This window comes from Curtobacterium sp. MCLR17_032 (genome assembly GCF_003234795.2).
Taxonomy (GTDB): domain Bacteria; phylum Actinomycetota; class Actinomycetes; order Actinomycetales; family Microbacteriaceae; genus Curtobacterium.
In genome coordinates this window covers 2,460,264-2,478,401 of the sequence record NZ_CP126268.1, presented here as the reverse complement: position 1 = coordinate 2,478,401, position 18,138 = coordinate 2,460,264, and the positions used below count along the sequence as shown (strand labels likewise).

At 71.6% G+C, this 18,138-nt stretch carries 12 protein-coding genes, 1 tRNA gene and 1 other RNA gene; 10 read left to right on the top strand and 4 right to left on the bottom strand.

All coding sequences use genetic code 11. From position 1 onward, the window contains the following. The first annotated feature begins 55 nt into the window (after positions 1–55). Complete coding sequence (locus DEI97_RS11605; protein ID WP_111074325.1) at positions 56–2,110, top strand: helicase HerA-like domain-containing protein; 2,055 nt, start codon at positions 56–58, stop codon at positions 2,108–2,110. 69 nt (positions 2,111–2,179) lie between these two features. On the opposite strand, the gene DEI97_RS11600 is transcribed toward DEI97_RS11605, so the two are convergent. Continuing rightward, complete coding sequence (locus DEI97_RS11600; RefSeq protein ID WP_284158272.1) at positions 2,180–2,743, bottom strand: hypothetical protein; 564 nt, start codon at positions 2,741–2,743, stop codon at positions 2,180–2,182. 437 nt (positions 2,744–3,180) lie between these two features. Beyond that, positions 3,181–3,265: transfer RNA gene (locus DEI97_RS11595), tRNA-Ser, on the bottom strand. A 130-nt stretch (positions 3,266–3,395) separates the two neighbouring features. Between DEI97_RS11595 and pta the strand changes: the two genes are divergently transcribed. Beyond that, positions 3,396–5,549 (top strand): phosphate acetyltransferase, encoded by a 2,154-nt coding sequence (gene pta / locus DEI97_RS11590; protein ID WP_111074323.1) that lies wholly within the window; start codon positions 3,396–3,398, stop codon positions 5,547–5,549. Beyond that, positions 5,546–6,742: an acetate/propionate family kinase gene (locus DEI97_RS11585; protein ID WP_111074322.1), complete on the top strand. Its 1,197-nt coding sequence runs from the start codon at positions 5,546–5,548 to the stop codon at positions 6,740–6,742. Before pta ends, DEI97_RS11585 begins: the two co-directional genes overlap by 4 nt. Before the next feature lie 126 nt (positions 6,743–6,868). Here DEI97_RS11585 and DEI97_RS11580 read toward each other — a convergent pair whose 3' ends face one another. Then, positions 6,869–7,543 (bottom strand): SDR family oxidoreductase, encoded by a 675-nt coding sequence (locus DEI97_RS11580; RefSeq protein ID WP_111074321.1) that lies wholly within the window; start codon positions 7,541–7,543, stop codon positions 6,869–6,871. A gap of 37 nt (positions 7,544–7,580) precedes the next feature. On the opposite strand from DEI97_RS11580, the gene ffs reads away from it, so the two are divergent. From ffs to DEI97_RS11555, 5 genes are all read left to right on the top strand, one after another. Then, positions 7,581–7,677, top strand: an RNA gene (gene ffs, locus DEI97_RS11575) — signal recognition particle sRNA small type. A 225-nt stretch (positions 7,678–7,902) separates the two neighbouring features. Next, positions 7,903–10,785, top strand: a complete 2,883-nt coding sequence (locus DEI97_RS11570; protein WP_111074320.1) for a DNA polymerase III subunit gamma and tau — start codon at positions 7,903–7,905, stop codon at positions 10,783–10,785. Further along, on the top strand, positions 10,785–11,384 hold the full coding sequence (recR, locus tag DEI97_RS11565) for a recombination mediator RecR (protein WP_111074319.1): 600 nt from the start codon (positions 10,785–10,787) through the stop codon (positions 11,382–11,384). The genes DEI97_RS11570 and recR overlap by 1 nt, the downstream gene beginning before the upstream one ends. A 163-nt stretch (positions 11,385–11,547) precedes the next feature. Continuing rightward, positions 11,548–12,813 carry an aspartate kinase gene (locus DEI97_RS11560; protein WP_110824600.1) on the top strand — a complete coding sequence of 422 codons (1,266 nt, stop codon included), beginning with the start codon at positions 11,548–11,550 and terminating at the stop codon, positions 12,811–12,813. Between the two features lie 17 nt (positions 12,814–12,830). Further along, positions 12,831–13,907: an aspartate-semialdehyde dehydrogenase gene (locus tag DEI97_RS11555; RefSeq protein ID WP_111074318.1), complete on the top strand. Its 1,077-nt coding sequence runs from the start codon at positions 12,831–12,833 to the stop codon at positions 13,905–13,907. A gap of 72 nt (positions 13,908–13,979) precedes the next feature. Here DEI97_RS11555 and DEI97_RS11550 read toward each other — a convergent pair whose 3' ends face one another. Further along, positions 13,980–15,089 (bottom strand): hypothetical protein, encoded by a 1,110-nt coding sequence (locus DEI97_RS11550; RefSeq protein ID WP_111074317.1) that lies wholly within the window; start codon positions 15,087–15,089, stop codon positions 13,980–13,982. A gap of 119 nt (positions 15,090–15,208) precedes the next feature. Here DEI97_RS11550 and DEI97_RS11545 point away from each other — a divergent pair, with 119 nt between their 5' ends. Both DEI97_RS11545 and DEI97_RS11540 read left to right on the top strand, forming a co-directional pair. Further along, the gene (locus tag DEI97_RS11545; RefSeq protein WP_111074316.1) at positions 15,209–16,696 is read left to right on the top strand and encodes a malate:quinone oxidoreductase; all 1,488 of its coding nucleotides are present in this window, start codon (positions 15,209–15,211) and stop codon (positions 16,694–16,696) included. A gap of 46 nt (positions 16,697–16,742) precedes the next feature. Beyond that, positions 16,743–17,933: an Rv2578c family radical SAM protein gene (locus tag DEI97_RS11540; protein WP_258376660.1), complete on the top strand. Its 1,191-nt coding sequence runs from the start codon at positions 16,743–16,745 to the stop codon at positions 17,931–17,933. Positions 17,934–18,138 lie beyond the last annotated feature (205 nt).

Below are 18,138 nucleotides of genomic sequence, written 5' to 3'. Positions count from 1 at the left end.
ACAGGTCTGCCGACCGGCCGGACGGCGGGACCGGTGCGTCCCTAGGCTGTGCCGCATGGACGACGACGCGGTGGAGCAGGCACGGGCAGCGGCGGCGGCTGCGCGGGCCGCAGCGGACGAAGCGGTGCGGCTGGCAGAGGACGCGGCGCGACGGGCGGACGAGCTCGCGGCCGCGGTGCGAGCCGGGGCGGAGGCTCCGGTCGCGTCGGGTGCGGAGGCTCCGGTCACGTCCGGTGCGCAGCCGGCGGACGTGCAGGCGGTCGCGCCGGCGTCCGAGTCGACCGACACGGCGGCTCCGCTCGCTCCCGCTGCGGCGGCTCCGCCCGCTCCCGCGTCCGCAGCGCCGCCCGCTCCCGCGTCCGCGGCTCCGCTCGACGCCGACGCGGTCGCCCTGGTCCGGCAGGGGTACCAGGTCACGGGCAGCGTGCTCGAACTCGGCGCGCTGGTGAACGGCGACGCGCTCCCCGACGTGCAGATCCGCATCCCGCTCGGCATGCTCAACCGGCACGGCCTGGTGGCCGGCGCGACGGGCACCGGCAAGACCCGCACCCTGCAGCTGCTCGCTGAACAGATCGCCGCCGCCGGGGTGCCGGTCTTCGCGGCCGACGTGAAGGGCGACCTGTCCGGCCTCGGGTTGCCCGGTACACCGAGTGACCGCCTGCTCGACCGGACGACGGGGATCGGCCAGGACTGGTCGCCCGCCGCGGTGCCGGTGGAGCTGTACTCCCTGGGCGGGCAGGGGACCGGCGTGCCGATCCGGGCAACGGTGTCCGGGTTCGGCCCGCTGCTGCTCGCCAAGGTCCTCGGGCTGAACCACACGCAGGAGTCGTCCCTGGGCCTGGTGTTCCACCACGCCGAACGCGCCGGGCTGCCGCTCGTGGACCTCACCGACCTGCGGAGCGTCCTGACCTTCCTGACCAGCCCCGAGGGCAAGGCGGAGCTGGCGGAGCTCGGCGGGCTGTCGAAGCAGACCGCGGGCGTCATCCTCCGCGAACTCATCACGTTCGCCGACGCCGGTGCCGACCAGTTCTTCGGCGAGCCGGAGATCGACACCCGGCTGTTCCTCCGGACGGCCGCCGACGGCCCGGGGATCGTCAGCCTGCTCGAGGTGCCGGGCGTGCAGGACCGGCCGCAGGTCTTCTCGACCTTCCTGATGTGGCTGCTCGCCGACCTGTTCAACGAGCTGCCCGAGGTGGGGGACCGCGACCGTCCGGAACTCGTGTTCTTCTTCGACGAGGCGCACCTGCTGTTCGACGGCGCCTCGAAGGACTTCCGCGACCAGATCGTCCGCACGGTCCGGCTGATCCGGTCGAAGGGCGTCGGCATCGTCTTCGTCACCCAGAGCCCCGAGGACCTGCCGAGCGAGGTCCTGGCGCAGCTCGGGTCGCGCATCCAGCACCAGCTCCGCGCGCACACCCCCGACGACGCCAAGGCCCTCCGTGCTGCGGTGTCGACGTACCCGACGAGCGACTACGACCTGGCGCAGGTGCTGACCTCCCTGGCGACCGGTGAAGCGATCGTCACCGTGATGGACGAACGCGGCGCACCGACCCCGGTCGCGTGGACCCGGCTCCGGGCACCGCGCGGCTCGATGGACCCGATGCCGGCGGACGTGATGCAGGCGCGCGTCGACGCCTCACCGCTGCTGGCGACCTACGGCACCCGCGTCGACCCGGACTCGGCGCACGAGATGCTCGCCCGCCGACTCGAGGCGGCCGCAGCCCAGGCAGCGGCCGACGACGCGGCCGAGGCCGCTGCAGACGCCGCAGCCGATGCCGAACGTGCGGACGCGAAGGCCCGGGTCGAGGCGTCCCGCCGGGCGGCTGCCGACGCGAAGCGCGAGGCGAAGGAGCGGGCGGCGGCGCAGGCGGAGTACGAGAAGGCGCAGCGGGACATCGAGCGCGCCGACCGTGCTGCAGCGGAACGGCGGTCGCGGTCGTCGTCACGGTCCGGTCGGTCCCATCGGTCCTCGTCCTCGTCCTCGACCTCGCGGGCGAGCGGCGATCCGCTGAGCGACCTGCTCGGCGGTGCGCTGGGCAGCTCGCTCGGACGGTCGATCGCGAAGGAGGTCGTGCGCGGCGTCTTCTCGACGCTGCGTCGACGCCGGTAGCACGGACATCGGTAGCGCTGACGCCGGAGCGCCGACGCCGGAGCGCCGACATCGGCGGCGCCGGGACGGTCAGCGGCGCGCGAGCCCCACGGCCTCGGCCACGAGCAGACCCCCGACGGCGAGCGCGGTCACGCCACCGACCAGCACGTAGGCGCGGGGCCGCTCGTACCAGGCGCGGATGCCGGGCCAGCGCCGGGTGAACTCCCGCGTCGACATCGGCCGGGCCAAGCGGGTGGTGCGGACGTCGAGCGTGTCGACCAGGCGGTCGATGCCGTCGTCGCCCCAGACCTCCCCGCGCATCCGGAAGAGCGTCTCGCCGTTCGCGTCGAAGGCGACGAGCTCGCGGCTGGTGCGGTCGACCGCGGCGCCGTGCGTGGCGGCGAGCACGACCTCGTGCACCTGTGCCCTGGCGAACGATCGTCGCGCGCTGAGGACCCCCCGGATCGCCACCCGGTCGGGGTCGACCGCCACGAAGGACGAACGCAGGCGCAGGAACGCCACCAGGACGGCGAGGGTGAACAGCCCGACCACGGCGCCGACGACGAGCCAGGGACCGTTCGGGACGGCGACCCAGACGACGGCGACGGCGATCGGGACGGCCGAGAAGCCGATGCTCAGTGCCGTTGAACGCACGAGGGCAGCGCGCGGTCGGATGACCACGTCTGCGGTGCTGGTGTCGAGCGGTGTCGCTCGCGCCGTCGTTGCCCCCACGGCAGGCCTCCTCGTCCCCGGACTGCGCCGGATCGCCCGACATCCGCCCCGGGAGACGGGGCTCGGTGTGCGAGCGATGATGGCGCCGGGCACGAATCGTGGTCGGCCCGGGACGGCGTCTGTGCCGTCCGATGGTGCCGAGCCCGACCGGGTCCCTCCGGCGTGCTCGGTCCGGTCAGCATAGGGGAGGAACGGGGCGCCGGACAGGCCGGGTACCGCTTTCCGGAGGGTCCGCAGGAGACGGGGTGCGGGCCGGTCCGCAGCCTGGGGGACCAGCGGTGGACGGGCCTCCCGGCTGGGGGAGACCGGAACGACGGAACCCCCGCAGCTGGTGCTGCGGGGGTTCCGTCTGGTTCCTGCGGAGGATGGGGGATTCGAACCCCCGAGGGCTTGCACCCAACACGCTTTCCAAGCGTGCGCCATAGGCCACTAGGCGAATCCTCCGAGCCATCACCTCACGGTGACGACACCCCATGGTACAGGTCTGCGAGGGTGCTCACGACCACCTGTGCCGGGCCCGGAGTTCACGGGTGCTCCGGAGGTCCGAGCACATGCGAGGTCTACCCTGGGGAAGGTGTCGACCCGCATCTACATCACGTCAGCCGAAGGACACACCGGGAAGAGCACCGTCGCACTCGGCGTGCTCGAGACGCTCGCCCGCACCGTCGGACGCGTCGGCGTCTTCCGACCGGTCGCGCGGTCGGTCGCCGAACCCGACTACGTCCTCGAGCTCCTGCTCCAGCACACCGCCGTCGAGATCCCGTACGACGACGCGGTCGGGGTGACGTACGACGACGTGCACGCGGACCCGGACGCGGCCCTCGCGACGATCATCACCCGCTTCGGCCAGGTGGAGCGACGCTGCGACGCGGTGGTCGTCCTGGGCTCCGACTACACCGACGTCGGCAGCCCGACGGAGCTCTCCTTCAACGCCAAGGTCGCGGCGAACCTCGGCGCGCCCGTGCTGCTGGTGCTCGGCGGTCGGGACTCGGCCGAGCGCGCGCCCCGGACCGCGGACGACATGGCGCAGGTCGCCGACGTCACCACGAGTGAACTCCGCGCCGAACACGCCCAGCTCTTCGGCGTCGTGGTGAACCGCTCCGACCCGGACGCCCTCGAATCGATCGTCGCGAGCGTCAGCACCGCGGTGCACGACCACCACCCGGACGCCCCCGTGTGGGCGATCCCGGAGGACGCGGTCCTCGTCGCCCCGACCGTCCGTGCCCTGCTGGCCGCGACCGGCGCGACCCTGGTGCGCGGCGACGACGCGCTGCTCGACCGGGAGGCCCTGGGCACCGTGGTCGCCGGCATGAGCATGGAGAACGTCCTGCCGCGGCTCATCGAGGGTGGCATCGTCGTCGTCCCGGGCGACCGCAACGACGTCCTCATCGCCACGCTGCTCGCCAACGAGTCGGAGACGTTCCCGAGCATCGCCGGCGTCATCCTCAACGGCGGCTTCGAGACCGCTCCGCAGATCTCCCGGCTGCTCGAGGGCCTGTCGAGTTCGCTGCCGATCGCCCAGAGCGACCTCGGCACCTACGACACCGCACTCCGCATCACGCAGACGCGCGGGCGGCTCGCGGCCGACTCGCCCCGCAAGGCCGACCTGGCCCTGGCGCTGTTCGAGCGGCACGTCGACGCCGAGGCGCTGCTCGCCCGACTCCAGCTGACGCCGTCCGGGGTGGTGACGCCGCTGATGTTCGAGCACGGGCTGATCGACCGGGCGCGTGAGCACCGCAAGCACATCGTCCTGCCCGAGGGTGACGACGACCGCATCCTCCGCGCGGCGTCGACGCTGCTGCAGCGGCAGGTGTGTGACCTGACGATCCTCGGCGACCCGGCCGCCATCCGCGCACGCGCGACGGAGCTCGGACTCGACCTGGACGCCGCGCAGCTGCTCTCCCCGTTCGACCCGGAGCTGCGCGAGCGGTTCGCCCAGGAGTACACGGCCCTCCGCGCCCACAAGGGGATGAGCGTCGAGCTCGCCCGCGACACCGTCACCGACGTCTCGTACTTCGGCACGCTCATGGTGCAGCTCGGGCTCGCCGACGGCATGGTGTCCGGCGCGAAGCACACCACGGCGCACACCATCCGGCCGTCGTTCGAGATCATCAAGACCCGGCCGGACACCTCCATCGTGTCGAGCGTGTTCCTGATGGCCCTCGCCGACCGCGTCCTGGTGTACGGCGACTGCGCCGTGATCCCGGACCCGACCAGTGAGCAGCTCGCCGACATCGCGATCTCGTCCGCCGAGACCGCGACGCAGTTCGGCATCGAGCCCCGGGTCGCGATGCTCAGCTACTCGACCGGCGACAGTGGGTCGGGTGCGGACGTCGACAAGGTCCGTGCCGGCACCGCCTTCGTCCGCGAGCGTCGTCCCGACCTGCCCGTCGAGGGACCGATCCAGTACGACGCCGCCGCCGACCCGACGGTCGCGAGCACGAAGATGCCCGGGTCCCCGGTGGCCGGGCAGGCGACGGTCTTCATCTTCCCGGACCTCAACACCGGCAACAACACGTACAAGGCGGTGCAGCGCTCGGCCGGGGCGGTCGCGATCGGACCGGTCCTGCAGGGGCTCCGCAAGCCGATCAACGACCTGTCCCGCGGCGCGCTCGTCAGCGACATCGTGAACACCGTCGCCATCACCGCGATCCAGGCGGGCACGGCAGCGCCAACCGCTCGAACCGAAGCAGCGCCGACTGCTCGAACAGAAAGCGACCCCTCGTGAGTGCAGCCCTCGTCGTCAACTCCGGCTCGAGTTCCTTCAAGTACCAGCTCATCGAGCTCGACGACGAGCGCACGCTCGCGTCCGGACTCGTCGAGCGCATCGGCGAGTCCCGCGGGTCGTGGAAGCACACCAACGCGTTGACCGGGGAGACCTCGTCGAACGACAGCGCCGAGGTCCCCGACCACGCCGCCGGCTTCCAGGCGATGATCGACGCGTTCGGCAAGGTCGGGCCGTCCTTCGACGAGCACCCGCCGGCCGTCGTCGGTCACCGCGTGGTGCACGGTGGGACCCGGTTCGACCAGGCCACCGTCGTGACCGACGAGGTCGAGCAGGAGATCGACGACCTGTCGAGCCTCGCGCCGCTGCACAACCCGGCGAACCTCGAGGGCATCCGGGCCGCGAAGCAGGTCTTCTCGGACGTCCCGCACGTCGCCGTGTTCGACACCGCGTTCCACCAGACGATGCCGCCGCACGCGTACACGTACGCGATCCCGGCAGACCTCGCCGAGCAGTACCAGATCCGCCGCTACGGCATGCACGGCACGAGCCACAAGTACGTCTCCGAGCAGGCCGCGGTCTTCCTCGACCGGCCGCTCTCAGAGCTGAAGACGATCGTCCTGCACCTCGGCAACGGGGCGTCGGCCGCCGCCATCGACGGCGGGAAGTCGATCGAGACGTCGATGGGGCTCACCCCCCTCGAGGGCCTCGTGATGGGCACCCGCTCCGGCGACCTCGACCCGGCTGTGCTCATCCACCTGCACCGCGAGGCCGGGCTGTCCTTCGACGAACTCGACACCATGCTCAACAAGCAGTCGGGGCTCCTCGGCCTGACCGGCAGCGGTGACATGCGCGACGTCCAGGACGCCGCGACGAAGGGCGACGAGACGGCGGAGGCGGCGCTCGCCGTGTACCGCCACCGGATCCGCCGCTACGTGGGCGCCTACACCGCCCAGCTCGGCGGGCTCGACGCCGTCGTGTTCACCGCGGGAGTGGGGGAGAACAACGCCCTGCTCCGCCGTCGGGTGCTCGCCGGCCTGGAGCACCTGGGCATCGAGATCGACCCGGACCGCAACGAGCTGCACTCCAAGGAGGCTCGCCGCATCTCGACGGACGCCTCCAGTGTCGCGGTCCTCGTCATCCCGACCGACGAGGAACTCGAGATCGCGCGGCAGTCGGCAGCGGTCGCGCTCTGACCAGCGTCGTCCCGTCGGCCGGCGTCGTGCGCGGCGCGACCCCCTGACGGACGGGAGGCCCACCACCGGACCGGTGGTGGGCCTCCCGTCCGTCAAACGGTCCGGTCCGTCAAGGGTTCCGTTCCGTCAGCCGAGCGCGTTCAGCGCGGCCGGGATCGGCGTGTCACCGCTGGTGACCTCGAACTGCTTGCCGACCGCCGTGTCGTCGAGCAGCGCGTGCAGGACGACGGCCGCGACGTCCGCGCGGGGGATCGAACCGCGGGGGACCGTGCGACCCACCGTCACCGTGCCCTGCGGCGGGGTGTCGAGGAGGCCGCCCGGGCGGACGATCGTCCACCGGAACCGACGCATCCGCACGTTCGCGTCCGCCTCGGCCTTCGCGCGGAGGTAGACCTGGAAGACGTCGTCCTCGTCCTGGGCGGGCAGCTTCGCACGCTCCGGGTCGTACGCGTCCGCGCCCATCGCGGAGATCATCACGAAGCGCTCGATGTCCAGGCGCACCGCGGCCTCGGCGAGGAGCACAGCGGCGTCCCGGTCCACCGAGAGCTTCCGCTCGGCACCGCTGTTCGGCCCGGCGCCCGCGGCGAACACCACCGCGTCCACACCGCGCAGGCGGAGCGCCAGCTCGTCCTCACCCAGTTGTTCCAGGTCGGCGACCAGTGCTCGCGCACCCGTCTGTTCGACGTCGGAGACGTGCGCGGGGTTCCGGACGATGCCGATGGCGTCGTGTCCGGCTTCGGTGATGAGGCGTTCGAGGATCAGGGCGATCTGGCCGTGTCCCCCTGCGATGGCGATCTTCATGGGTTCGATGCTGCTCCTTCCGTCCGGTAGAGTGTTCAGCGGCTCCTCACGTGACGCCATCCAGGCCAACTCCCCCAGGGCGGAAACGCAGCAAGGGTAACCGGGCTCTGGCGGGTGCGTGAGGAGTCTTCTTCGTTTCTGGGGCGTGCTCGCGATGGGCACCGGGGCTGTGTTGGTTCCGTGCGTGAGGAGTCTTCTTCGTTTCTGGGGCGTGCTCGCGATGGGCACCGGGGCTGTGTTGGTTCCGTGCGTGAGGAGTCTTCTTCGTTTCTGGGGCGTGCTCGCTCTGTTTCGATCGCCGTCGGACGGGCTGTGGAGAGCGGTGTCGAGGTGTCGGCGGTCCCGACTACCCTGGTCGCGTGGTCACCGCCCTGTATCGCCGTTACCGGCCCGAGAACTTCGCCGAGCTGATCGGGCAGTCGCAGGTGACGGACCCGCTCCGCACCGCACTCCGGACCAACCGCGTCAACCACGCGTACCTGTTCAGCGGCCCGCGCGGCTGCGGCAAGACGACCTCGGCACGCATCCTCGCGCGCTGCCTGAACTGCGCCGAGGGCCCGACCGACACCCCGTGCGGCGTCTGCCCCAGCTGTGTCGAACTCGCGCGTGGCGGCAGTGGCTCCCTCGACGTGATCGAGATCGACGCCGCCAGCCACAACGGTGTCGACGACGCCCGTGACCTCCGCGACCGTGCCGTCTTCGCCCCGGCGCGCGACCGCTACAAGATCTTCATCCTCGACGAAGCGCACATGGTCACGCCGCAGGGCTTCAACGCGCTGCTCAAGCTGGTCGAGGAACCGCCCGAGCACGTCAAGTTCATCTTCGCCACCACCGAGCCCGAGAAGGTCATCGGCACGATCCGGTCCCGGACCCACCACTACCCGTTCCGCCTGGTCCCGCCGGCCACGATGCTCGAGTACATCGAGCAGCTCTGCACGCAGGAGTCCGTCTCGGTCGCCCCCGGTGTGCTGCCGCTCGTGGTCCGTGCCGGCGGCGGCTCGGTGCGCGACACCCTGTCGCTGCTCGACCAGCTGATGGCCGGCAGCGAAGACGGTGCGATCGCCTACGAGCGGGCCGTCGCCCTGCTCGGCTACACCGACGCCGCCCTGCTCGACGACGTGGTCGACGCGCTCGCCGTGGCTGACCCAGCGTCCGCGTTCTCGGCGATCGACCGCGTGGTCCAGACCGGTCAGGACCCGCGCCGCTTCGTCGAGGACCTGCTCGAACGCCTCCGCGACCTGATCGTCGTCGCGGCCACCAACGAGAGCGCCGGTGCGGTCCTCCGCGGCATCTCGCCCGAAGAGCTCGACACGATGTCCCGCCAGGCCGGGGTCTTCGGTGCCACCGCGCTGTCCCGGGGTGCCGACATCGCCAACCGTGCCCTGACCGAGATGACCGGTGCGACCTCGCCCCGACTGCACCTCGAACTCATGGTCGCCCGGATGCTCGTGCCCGAGGCCGACGACACCCAGCGCGGTGCACTCGCCCGTGTCGAGCGGCTCGAGCGTCGCGTCGGTGTCGGCGATGCCGGCGGACACCAGGCTCCGCCGGAGACGATGCCGGCCGCGACGACGTCCGCTCCGACGACGTCCGCTCCGAGGGGATCTGCTCCGGGGGGATCTGCTCCGACGGCGCCTGCTGCGGCACCCGTGGCTGCTCCCTCGGCCTCGGTGCCGACTGCTGCGTCCGCCGCCCCACCGGCTCCGGCGGGTGCCGCTCCGACCAGCACCGCGTCTCCCGTTGCCTCCACTGCTCCCGAGGCCCCGGCCTCGCACACGGACGAGGGCCCGGGCGAAGCGGCACGCGACGCCGCAGCGTCCTGGGCCGCCGCGGTCCCGGCGACCGACACCACCACCCGGAAGCCGGAACCTGCCACGGCAGAGCCCGGCTCTGCCGGAGACTCCGAGCCCGAGGGACAGGCCTCGCCGTCCTCCACCGGAGTCGGCACGGTCATCGGGTCCGAGCCCGCGGTCCGCTCCGTGACCCCGGTCGGTCTGCAGCAGATGCGGGACACCTGGCCGCAGATCGTCGAGCACGTCCAGCGCGCCAAGCGTTCGGCGTGGGCGGTCGTCGCGACGGCACAGGTCACCGCGCTCAAGGACGACGTCCTGACCCTGACGTTCCCGAGCCAGCAGGACGTGGCCTCGTTCAAGGAGATGAGCGGGCCGGACACCAGCGTCAGCGAGCACCTCCGCAGCGCGATCACGGACCTGCTCGGTTTCCGGGTGAAGTTCGTGGCACGCGGACCGGGCGCTGCCGGTGCCCGGCCGGCGCAGGCACCCGCACAGCAGCCGCCGGCGCAGCAGGCGCCCCCGCAGCCAACGCCGGTGCAGCAGGCCCCGGCGAAGCCCGAGCAGTCCGCCCGGACCACGGCGCCGCAGCAGGCTTCGGCGCCGAAGCAGGCAGAGTCTCCGGAGCAGCCCGAACAGCGCGCGCCGCAGGGTCAGCGCCAGCCGCAGGCCGATCCGGCGTCGGCGTCGCAGCCGTCTGCGCCGGAACGCCAGACGTCGGAACGCCTCACGCCGGAGCGTTCCGCCCCGCAGGGAGCATCCGCTCCCGAGCGCCCCGCATCCGAGCGTCCCGCCGCGGAGCGATCAGCTCCCGAGCGATCAGCCCCCGCGCAGCCCGCAGCCCAGGACTCCGGACCGGTCACCGAGTGGGCCGTCGCGACGATCCCCGCGTCGGACCCGACGACCGGTGCCGTGCCCGAGGACGTCGTCCCCGCGTGGGGCGCGCCCTTCGGCGTCGTCCCGTCGGACGCCACCGTCGCCCCGGCCGAGCGCGCCGCGCCTACCGAGACGGCCGCGCCTGCCGAGACGACCGCGCCTGCCGAGGCAGCTGCGCCCGCACAGTCGCCGGAGCCGACCCGATCGAGGACCGCAGCGTCCCCGTCCGGGTCCGCCGCGCCTCCCGTGCCGGCCGACGCGATCCCGGTGGACGACTACCCGCTGGACGACGAGCCGTTCGACGACGGCGCGCCCTTCCCGGACCCCGGTCACGGCCGTTCCGCACCGTCCGGCCGCGTCCCGTCGCAGCCCGCTGCAGCCAAGCCGGCTGCCGCACAGCAGCCGACCGCTCCGCAGCAGCCGAACGCCCAGGCGCAGCCGTCCCGTCAGGCCCAGCAGGCGCCGTCAGGCGCCCGTCGTGCCCCCGTCCCCGGACGCTACGGCGAGGCGGTCGTGCGTGAGATCCTCGGTGCGCAGTTCATCGAGGAGACGTCGCTGACCGAGGGGACGATCTGATGTACGACGGCATCGTGCAGGACCTCATCGACGAGTTCGGGCGGCTGCCCGGCATCGGTCCGAAGTCGGCGCAGCGGATCGCGTTCCACATCCTGCAGACCGAGTCGTTCGACCCGACCCGCCTGTCCGAGCTCCTGGCGGACGTCAAGGAGCGGGTCCGTTTCTGCGAGGTCTGCGGCAACGTCACCGAGAACGTGCAGTGCAGCATCTGCCGAGACCCGCGACGGTCGCCGGCGACGATCTGCGTCGTCGAGGAAGCCAAGGACGTCGCCGCGATCGAGCGCACCCGCGAGTTCCGGGGGCTCTACCACGTGCTCGGTGGGGCGATCAGCCCGATCGACGGCGTCGGACCGGACGACCTGCGGATCCAGCAACTCATGGTGCGGCTCGCCGACGGCACCGTGGACGAGGTCATCATCGCCACGGACCCGAACCTCGAGGGTGAGGCGACCGCGACCTACCTCAGCCGGTTGCTCGTCCCGATGGGCATCCGCACGACCCGTCTGGCCTCGGGGCTGCCGGTGGGCGGCGACCTGGAGTACGCGGACGAGGTCACCCTCGGCCGTGCGTTCGAGGGTCGTCGGGTCGTCGGCGGCTGACCCGGACCCGCACCCCGGACTGCCCGCCGGTCGAGCGACCTGTCCGGGTGCCCACGCGGGATCGTTGCGTGCCGACCCGCTCGGACGCAACATCCGTGGAACACCGTCTACGATTGTCGAGCCGCGTGACGTCGCGGAGAACCGTCCCCAGGAGTGCGTGCCCGTGGCCTTGATCGTGCAGAAGTTCGGTGGTTCGTCCGTCGCGGATGCCGAGAGCATCAAGCGCGTGGCGAAGCGCATCGTCGAGACGAAGAAGGCCGGCAACGACGTCGTGGTCGCGGTGTCCGCGATGGGCGACACCACCGACGAGCTCGTCGACCTGGCGCACGAGGTCACGCCGATCCCGGCCGGACGTGAGCTCGACATGCTCCTCACCGCGGGCGAGCGGATCTCGATGGCGCTCCTCGCGATGGCGATCAAGAGCCTCGGGGTCGAAGCCTCGTCGTACACGGGCAGCCAGGCCGGCATGCTCACGGACGCCCAGCACGGCAAGGCCCGCATCGTCGACGTCACCCCGAAGCGCGTGCGGGAAGCACTCGACGCCGGGCACGTCGCGATCGTCGCCGGCTTCCAGGGCTTCAACCGCACCACGGGGGAGATCACCACCCTCGGCCGCGGTGGCTCCGACACGACCGCCGTCGCCCTGGCCGCCGCGCTCGACGCCGACGTCTGTGAGATCTACACCGACGTCGACGGCATCTTCACCGCCGACCCCCGCATCGTCCCGAAGGCCCGCAAGATCGACCGGGTCACGACGGAGGAGATGCTCGAGCTCGCAGCATCCGGTGCGAAGGTCCTCTACATCCGCGCCGTCGAGTACGCCCGTCGGCACGGAGTCACCCTGCACGTCCGTTCCTCGTTCAGCAACGTCGAGGGCACCATCGTCTACAACCCTGCCGAGGGGGAAACCGTGGAAGAACCGATCATCACCGGCATCGCCGGCGACCTCTCCGAGGGCAAGATCACCGTCGTCGGCGTGCCCGACCAGCCCGGGAAGGCAGCCGAGATCTTCACGATCGTGGCGCGCGCCGGAGCGAACATCGACATGATCGTGCAGAACGTCTCGGCGGCATCGACCGGCCGGACCGACATCTCGTTCACGCTGCCGAAGGACCAGGGTCAGAGCGTCCTGACGGCGCTCGAGGTCTCGAAGTCCGACATCGGGTACGAGGGCATCCAGTACGACGACCAGATCGGCAAGCTCGCGCTCGTCGGTGCCGGCATGCGCACCAACGCCGGCGTCTCAGCGCAGCTGTTCCGCGCGCTGCACGACGCCTCGATCAACATCGAGATGATCTCGACGTCGGAGATCCGCATCTCGGTCGTCACCCGAGCCGACACCCTGAACGAGGCCATGCGCGTCGTGCACGAGGCGTTCGGTCTCGACGCCGACAACGAGGCCGTCGTCTACGCCGGCACCGGCCGCTGACCCCGAGCAGGAGCACCATGCAGTCCGACAACACCCAGCTCACCGTCGCGGTCGTCGGCGCCACCGGTCAGGTCGGTGCCGTGATGCGCCGTCTGCTCGAGGAGCGCGACTTCCCGGCGGACACGGTCCGCTTCTTCGCGAGCGCCCGGTCCGCGGGGACCACCCTGCCGTTCCGCGGTCAGCAGATCGTGGTCGAGGACTCGGAGACCGCTGACCCGTCCGGCATCGACATCGCGCTCTTCTCGGCGGGTGCGTCGGCGTCCCGTGCGCTGGCGCCCCGCTTCGCCGCCGCCGGCGCGCTCGTCATCGACAACTCCAGCGCCTGGCGGCTCGACCCGCAGGTCCCGCTCGTGGTCAGCGAGGTGAACCCGGACGCGATCGCCGCCGCCGAGAAGGGCATCATCGCGAACCCGAACTGCACCACGATGGCGATCATGCCGGTCCTCAAGGCACTCGACACCGAGTCCGGTCTGCGTCGCCTCGTCGCGACCACCTACCAGGCGGTCTCCGGCAGCGGACTGGCGGGTGTCGAGGAACTGCTCGGGCAGGCGCGTGCCGCCCTCGAGCAGGACACCGCGGCGCTCACCCACGACGGCTCGGCCGTGACGTTCCCCGAGCCGGTCAAGTACGTCCGTCCGATCGCGTTCGACGTCGTCCCGCTCGCCGGCAGCATCGTCGAGGACGGCTCGGGCGAGACCGACGAAGAGCAGAAGCTCCGCAACGAGAGCCGCAAGATCCTCGACCTGCCGGACCTGCTCGTCGCCGGCACCTGCGTCCGCGTGCCCGTCTTCACCGGCCACTCGATCTCGGTGCACGCCGAGTTCGAGCGCCCGCTCTCGCCGGAGCGTGCGACCGAGGTGCTCGCGTCCGCCCCGGGCGTCGAACTCTCCGACGTGCCGACCCCGCTGCAGGCGGCCGGGCAGGACCCGACCTTCGTCGGTCGCATCCGCGCCGACCAGTCGGCACCCGCCGGACACGGCCTGGCGCTGTTCGTGAGCAACGACAACCTGCGGAAGGGTGCCGCCCTGAACGCGGTGCAGATCGCCGAGGTCGTGGTCGCGAGCCGCGCCACGGCCGGTGCTGCCGCGTCCTGACGCACGCCACGACGGACGGGAGGCCCGCTACCAGCTGGTAGCGGGCCTCCCGTCCGTCGTGGTGCCGGTGGGTCAGGACCGACGCAGGCGTCGGCGCAGGACGGTCAGGAGACCACCCAGGCCGAGGAACACGCCGGCGGCGGCAGTGGCCGTGCCGACCTCGGCACCCGTGTAGGCGAGCCGATCGGGGAGTGCTGCCGTCGCCGTCGGGCTGCTGGTCGGCGTCGGTGCGGTGGTCGCGGACGGGGTACCCGGCAGGGATCCGGCGCCGGGGGCGGGATCGACGCCGGGCGCCGGGTCCGGGTCGGTGCCCGGGTCGGGGTCGGGTCCGGGCTCGGGGCTGGGGTCGGTGCCCGGGTCGGTGCCGGGGTCGGTGCCCGGATCCGTCCCGGGATCGGTGCTGGCGTCGGCGACGACGACGTGCACCGCGCGGGGGCCTGCCGGCTGGTTCGCCGCTGAGACGCCGTAGAGCTCGAGGTCGTGCTCGCCGACCTGCAGGTCGGCGGCGCACGACCACGCGCCGGGCTGCGAGGCGTCCTCGCCGGCGGCGTCCGCTTCGCAGAGCACGTCGGTACCTCGGACGACCACGACGTGGGCACCGGGCTGCGCGGTGCCGGCCAGGTCGGAACCGACCGTGATCGTCGTCTCGGTGAGCTCCGGAGCCGTGAACTCCCCGCGGGTGACGACGTCGAAGTCGGAGCCGGCGTCGCCGAGACGGAGTGCGGAGGACCCGGGGGTCTGCTCGAGCGTCAGTCCGTTGCCGGGGGAGAGTGCGTCGTCCGCGACGAACCGGAGCGAACCGTCGGCGCTCGCGACGGTGCGCATGGTGAGGCACCGCGACGGGTCGGTGGCGTCGATGACGAGCGCGTAGGGCAGACCCGGTCCGTTGAGCGGGCTGAAGCACCGATCGCCGATGATCAGCGGACCGCTGGCGCCGGGCTCCGGGTGGAGCACGGCGTCGGCGGTGGCGGCGTTCGTGTGTGCCTGCTCGACGCCGTCGACGCTGCCCACGGCGACGAAGCCGTTCGAGCCGGCGAGGCGGAGCGTGCTGGTGACCGTCGAGTCGGACGTGGTCGCGTCGACGACGGTCTGGGCGGAAGCCGACGTGGAGACGGCGAGGAGCGGGGCGGTCGCGAGGAGGGGGACGGCGACGAGCCCGGCCATGGTCGTGGTGCGGCGCATGGTGTGCTTTCGGTGGAGGGCCAGGAACCCCAACACTGTATGAGATATGTGGGATCGCAATCGACCATCAGGTGCAAGGTGATCCGCGGCCGCGCAGGGAACGGAGGTAGGCTCGACGGGTGGCAGTGAAGCAGGTGGACCCCATCGATGTCGTCCTCGTCGGGGGAGGGATCATGAGCGCCACGCTCGCCGCGATCATCCACCGGCTCGAGCCGGACTGGAAGATCCGCGTCTACGAGCGACTCGGCTCGGCAGCGCAGGAGTCCTCGAACCCGTGGAACAACGCCGGGACGGGCCACTCCGCACTCTGCGAGCTGAACTACACGCCAGAGCTGCCGGACGGTCGCGTCGAGATCGCGAAGGCCGTGACGGTCAACGAGCAGTTCCAGGTGTCACGCCAGTTCTGGTCGCACCTGGTCGAGGACGGCACCCTGCCCGACCCGAAGAGCTTCATCAACCCGACGCCGCACATCTCGTTCGTCTGGGGTGCGGACAACGTCGCCTACATGCGTGCCCGCTACGACGCCATGAAGGACCACCCGCTGTTCGCGGGGCTCGAGTACAGCGAGGACGCCGAGCAGATCCGCAAGTGGGCGCCGGCGCTCATCCCGGGCCGCAAGAAGGACCAGCCGATCGCGGCGACCTACTCGGCGGCCGGCTCGGACGTCGACTTCGGCTCGCTGACCCGACAGCTGTTCGACCGGCTCGAGATCGACGGGCTCGAGTTCGAGCCGTCGCACCGCGTCACGAAGATCGTCCGCTCGAAGGTGTCCGACGGCTGGGTGCTCGACGTCCGCAACGAGGTCGGTCGAACCAAGCAGCGCATCGCGGCGGACTTCGTCTTCGTCGGTGCGGGTGGTGGCGCCCTGCAGCTGCTGCAGAAGTCCGGCATCCCGGAGATCCGCGGCTACGGCGGGTTCCCGGTGTCCGGCGAGTTCCTCCGCACCGATGACCCCGAGGTCGTGCAGAAGCACTCGGCGAAGGTCTACGGCAAGGCGAGCGTCGGTGCTCCGCCGATGTCCGTGCCGCACCTGGACACCCGCATCGTCGACGGCAGCGCCTCGCTGATGTTCGGCCCGTACGCCGGGTTCAGCCCGAAGTTCCTCAAGCAGGGCTCGGTCCTCGACCTGTTCGCCTCGATCCGGCCGCACAACCTGCGGCCGATGCTCAGCGTCGCGTTCTCGAACTTCGACCTGGTCCGGTACCTGATCGGGCAGCTCCTGGCGTCCAAGCAGACCAAGTTCGACGCCCTCCGCGACTTCATGCCCGCAGCCGAGCCCGAGAACTGGCACCGGATCACGGCCGGCCAGCGCGTCCAGGTCATCAAGCCGGACAAGGACAAGGGCGGCGTCCTGCAGTTCGGGACCGAGGTCATCACGTCGGCGGACGGCTCGATCGCCGGGCTGCTCGGAGCATCGCCGGGTGCGTCGACGGCGGTGCCGATCATGTTGAGCATGCTCCGCAAGTGCTTCCCGGACCGGTGGGACGGCTGGCAGCCCACGGTGCGCGAGATGGTCCCGACGTACGGGCAGGACCTCGGCGACGACGCCGCGCTGGCGGACGCCACACTCGACCGCACTGCGGCGGTGCTCGGACTGCACCGCTGACTTCGGTCGCCTTGCGCCCCGTTCGAACGTGTGTTCGAATGAGTGCATGCGGTGGGACGGACAGGCGATCACGGCCGAGCGGAGCGACATGCTCCCCGGGCTCGAGTCGAACAGCGGGTTCGTCCGGAGTGTGACGACCCCGGAGTTCGCCGGCGTGACGTTCCACGAAGTCCTGGCGAAGTCGGCGCTGAACAAGGTCGGGGGAGCGGACGGCGGCACCTGGGGGGTGACCATCAACCCCTACCGGGGGTGCAGCCACGCGTGCGTGTACTGCTTCGCCCGCCCGACCCACACCTACCTCGAGTTCGACGGCGGCGCGGACTTCGACCAGCAGATCGTCGTGAAGACCAACGTGGCGGACGTCCTGACGCGCGAACTCGCCAAGCCGAGCTGGGACCGGCACCCGGTGGCACTCGGCACCAACACCGATCCGTACCAGCGGGCCGAGGGACGCTACCGCCTGATGCCCGGCATCATCCGAGCGCTGGCGGAGTCGGGGACGCCGTTCAGCATCCTCACCAAGGGCAGCCTGCTCCGCCGGGACATCCCGCTGCTGGTCGAAGCGGCGAAGTCCGTGCCGGTGGACATCGCCATGTCGATCGCAGTGTACGACGACGACCTGCAGCAGTCCGTCGAACCGGGGACGCCGACGACCTCGGCCCGGTTGGCGACCGTCCGTGCGGTCCGAGACGCCGGACTCGACTGCTCGGTCTTCCTCATGCCGGTCCTGCCCTACATCACGGACACCCGGGCCCACCTGCAGGACGCGGTCGGACGCGCGGCGGCGTCGGGTGCCACGAGCCTGATGTACTCCGCGCTGCACCTCAAGCCGGGCATCAAGCCGTGGTGGTACGAGTGGCTCGGCCGCACCCACCCGGACCTGGTCGGCCGGTACCGGGCGATGTACCTCGACAACACCTACGCGCCGAAGGACTACCGGCGGTGGCTGGCTGAGCGGGTCCGCCCCATCCTCCGTGAGCACGGGCTGTCCCTCGGGCAGGTCGACCCCGCTACCGGGTCGATGGGCTTCTCGGACGACGCCGTCCCGCGCACGTCCGACCAGTCGCCACTGAAGCGCGCCGACCCCGGGTACGCCCACCGGGCCGAGTACCGACCGACGAACGGGCGGCAGCCAGCGCGGACTGCTGCTTCGTCGTCGCCGTCGCTGGCGCCGTCGCCGACGTCGGCCCCGGTCCGGCGGACGTCGTCCGGTCCCGGCGGGCCGCGGCTGTTCTGACTCGTCGGAGGTCCACGAGCCCGTGTCCGGGGGACAGCAGAGGGTCGGTGGTCGCCGGTACCATGGTCCGGTCTGCCGCCTGAGGACCTGATCGGGGTACACCACCTCGTGCATCGTGGTTGGATCGATGGTGGCGCCCCCGCCGCTGAACGACCTCCCGAACGGTCGTCGGCTGTGGAGAGCACTCGTTGTCCGGGTGCTCCGT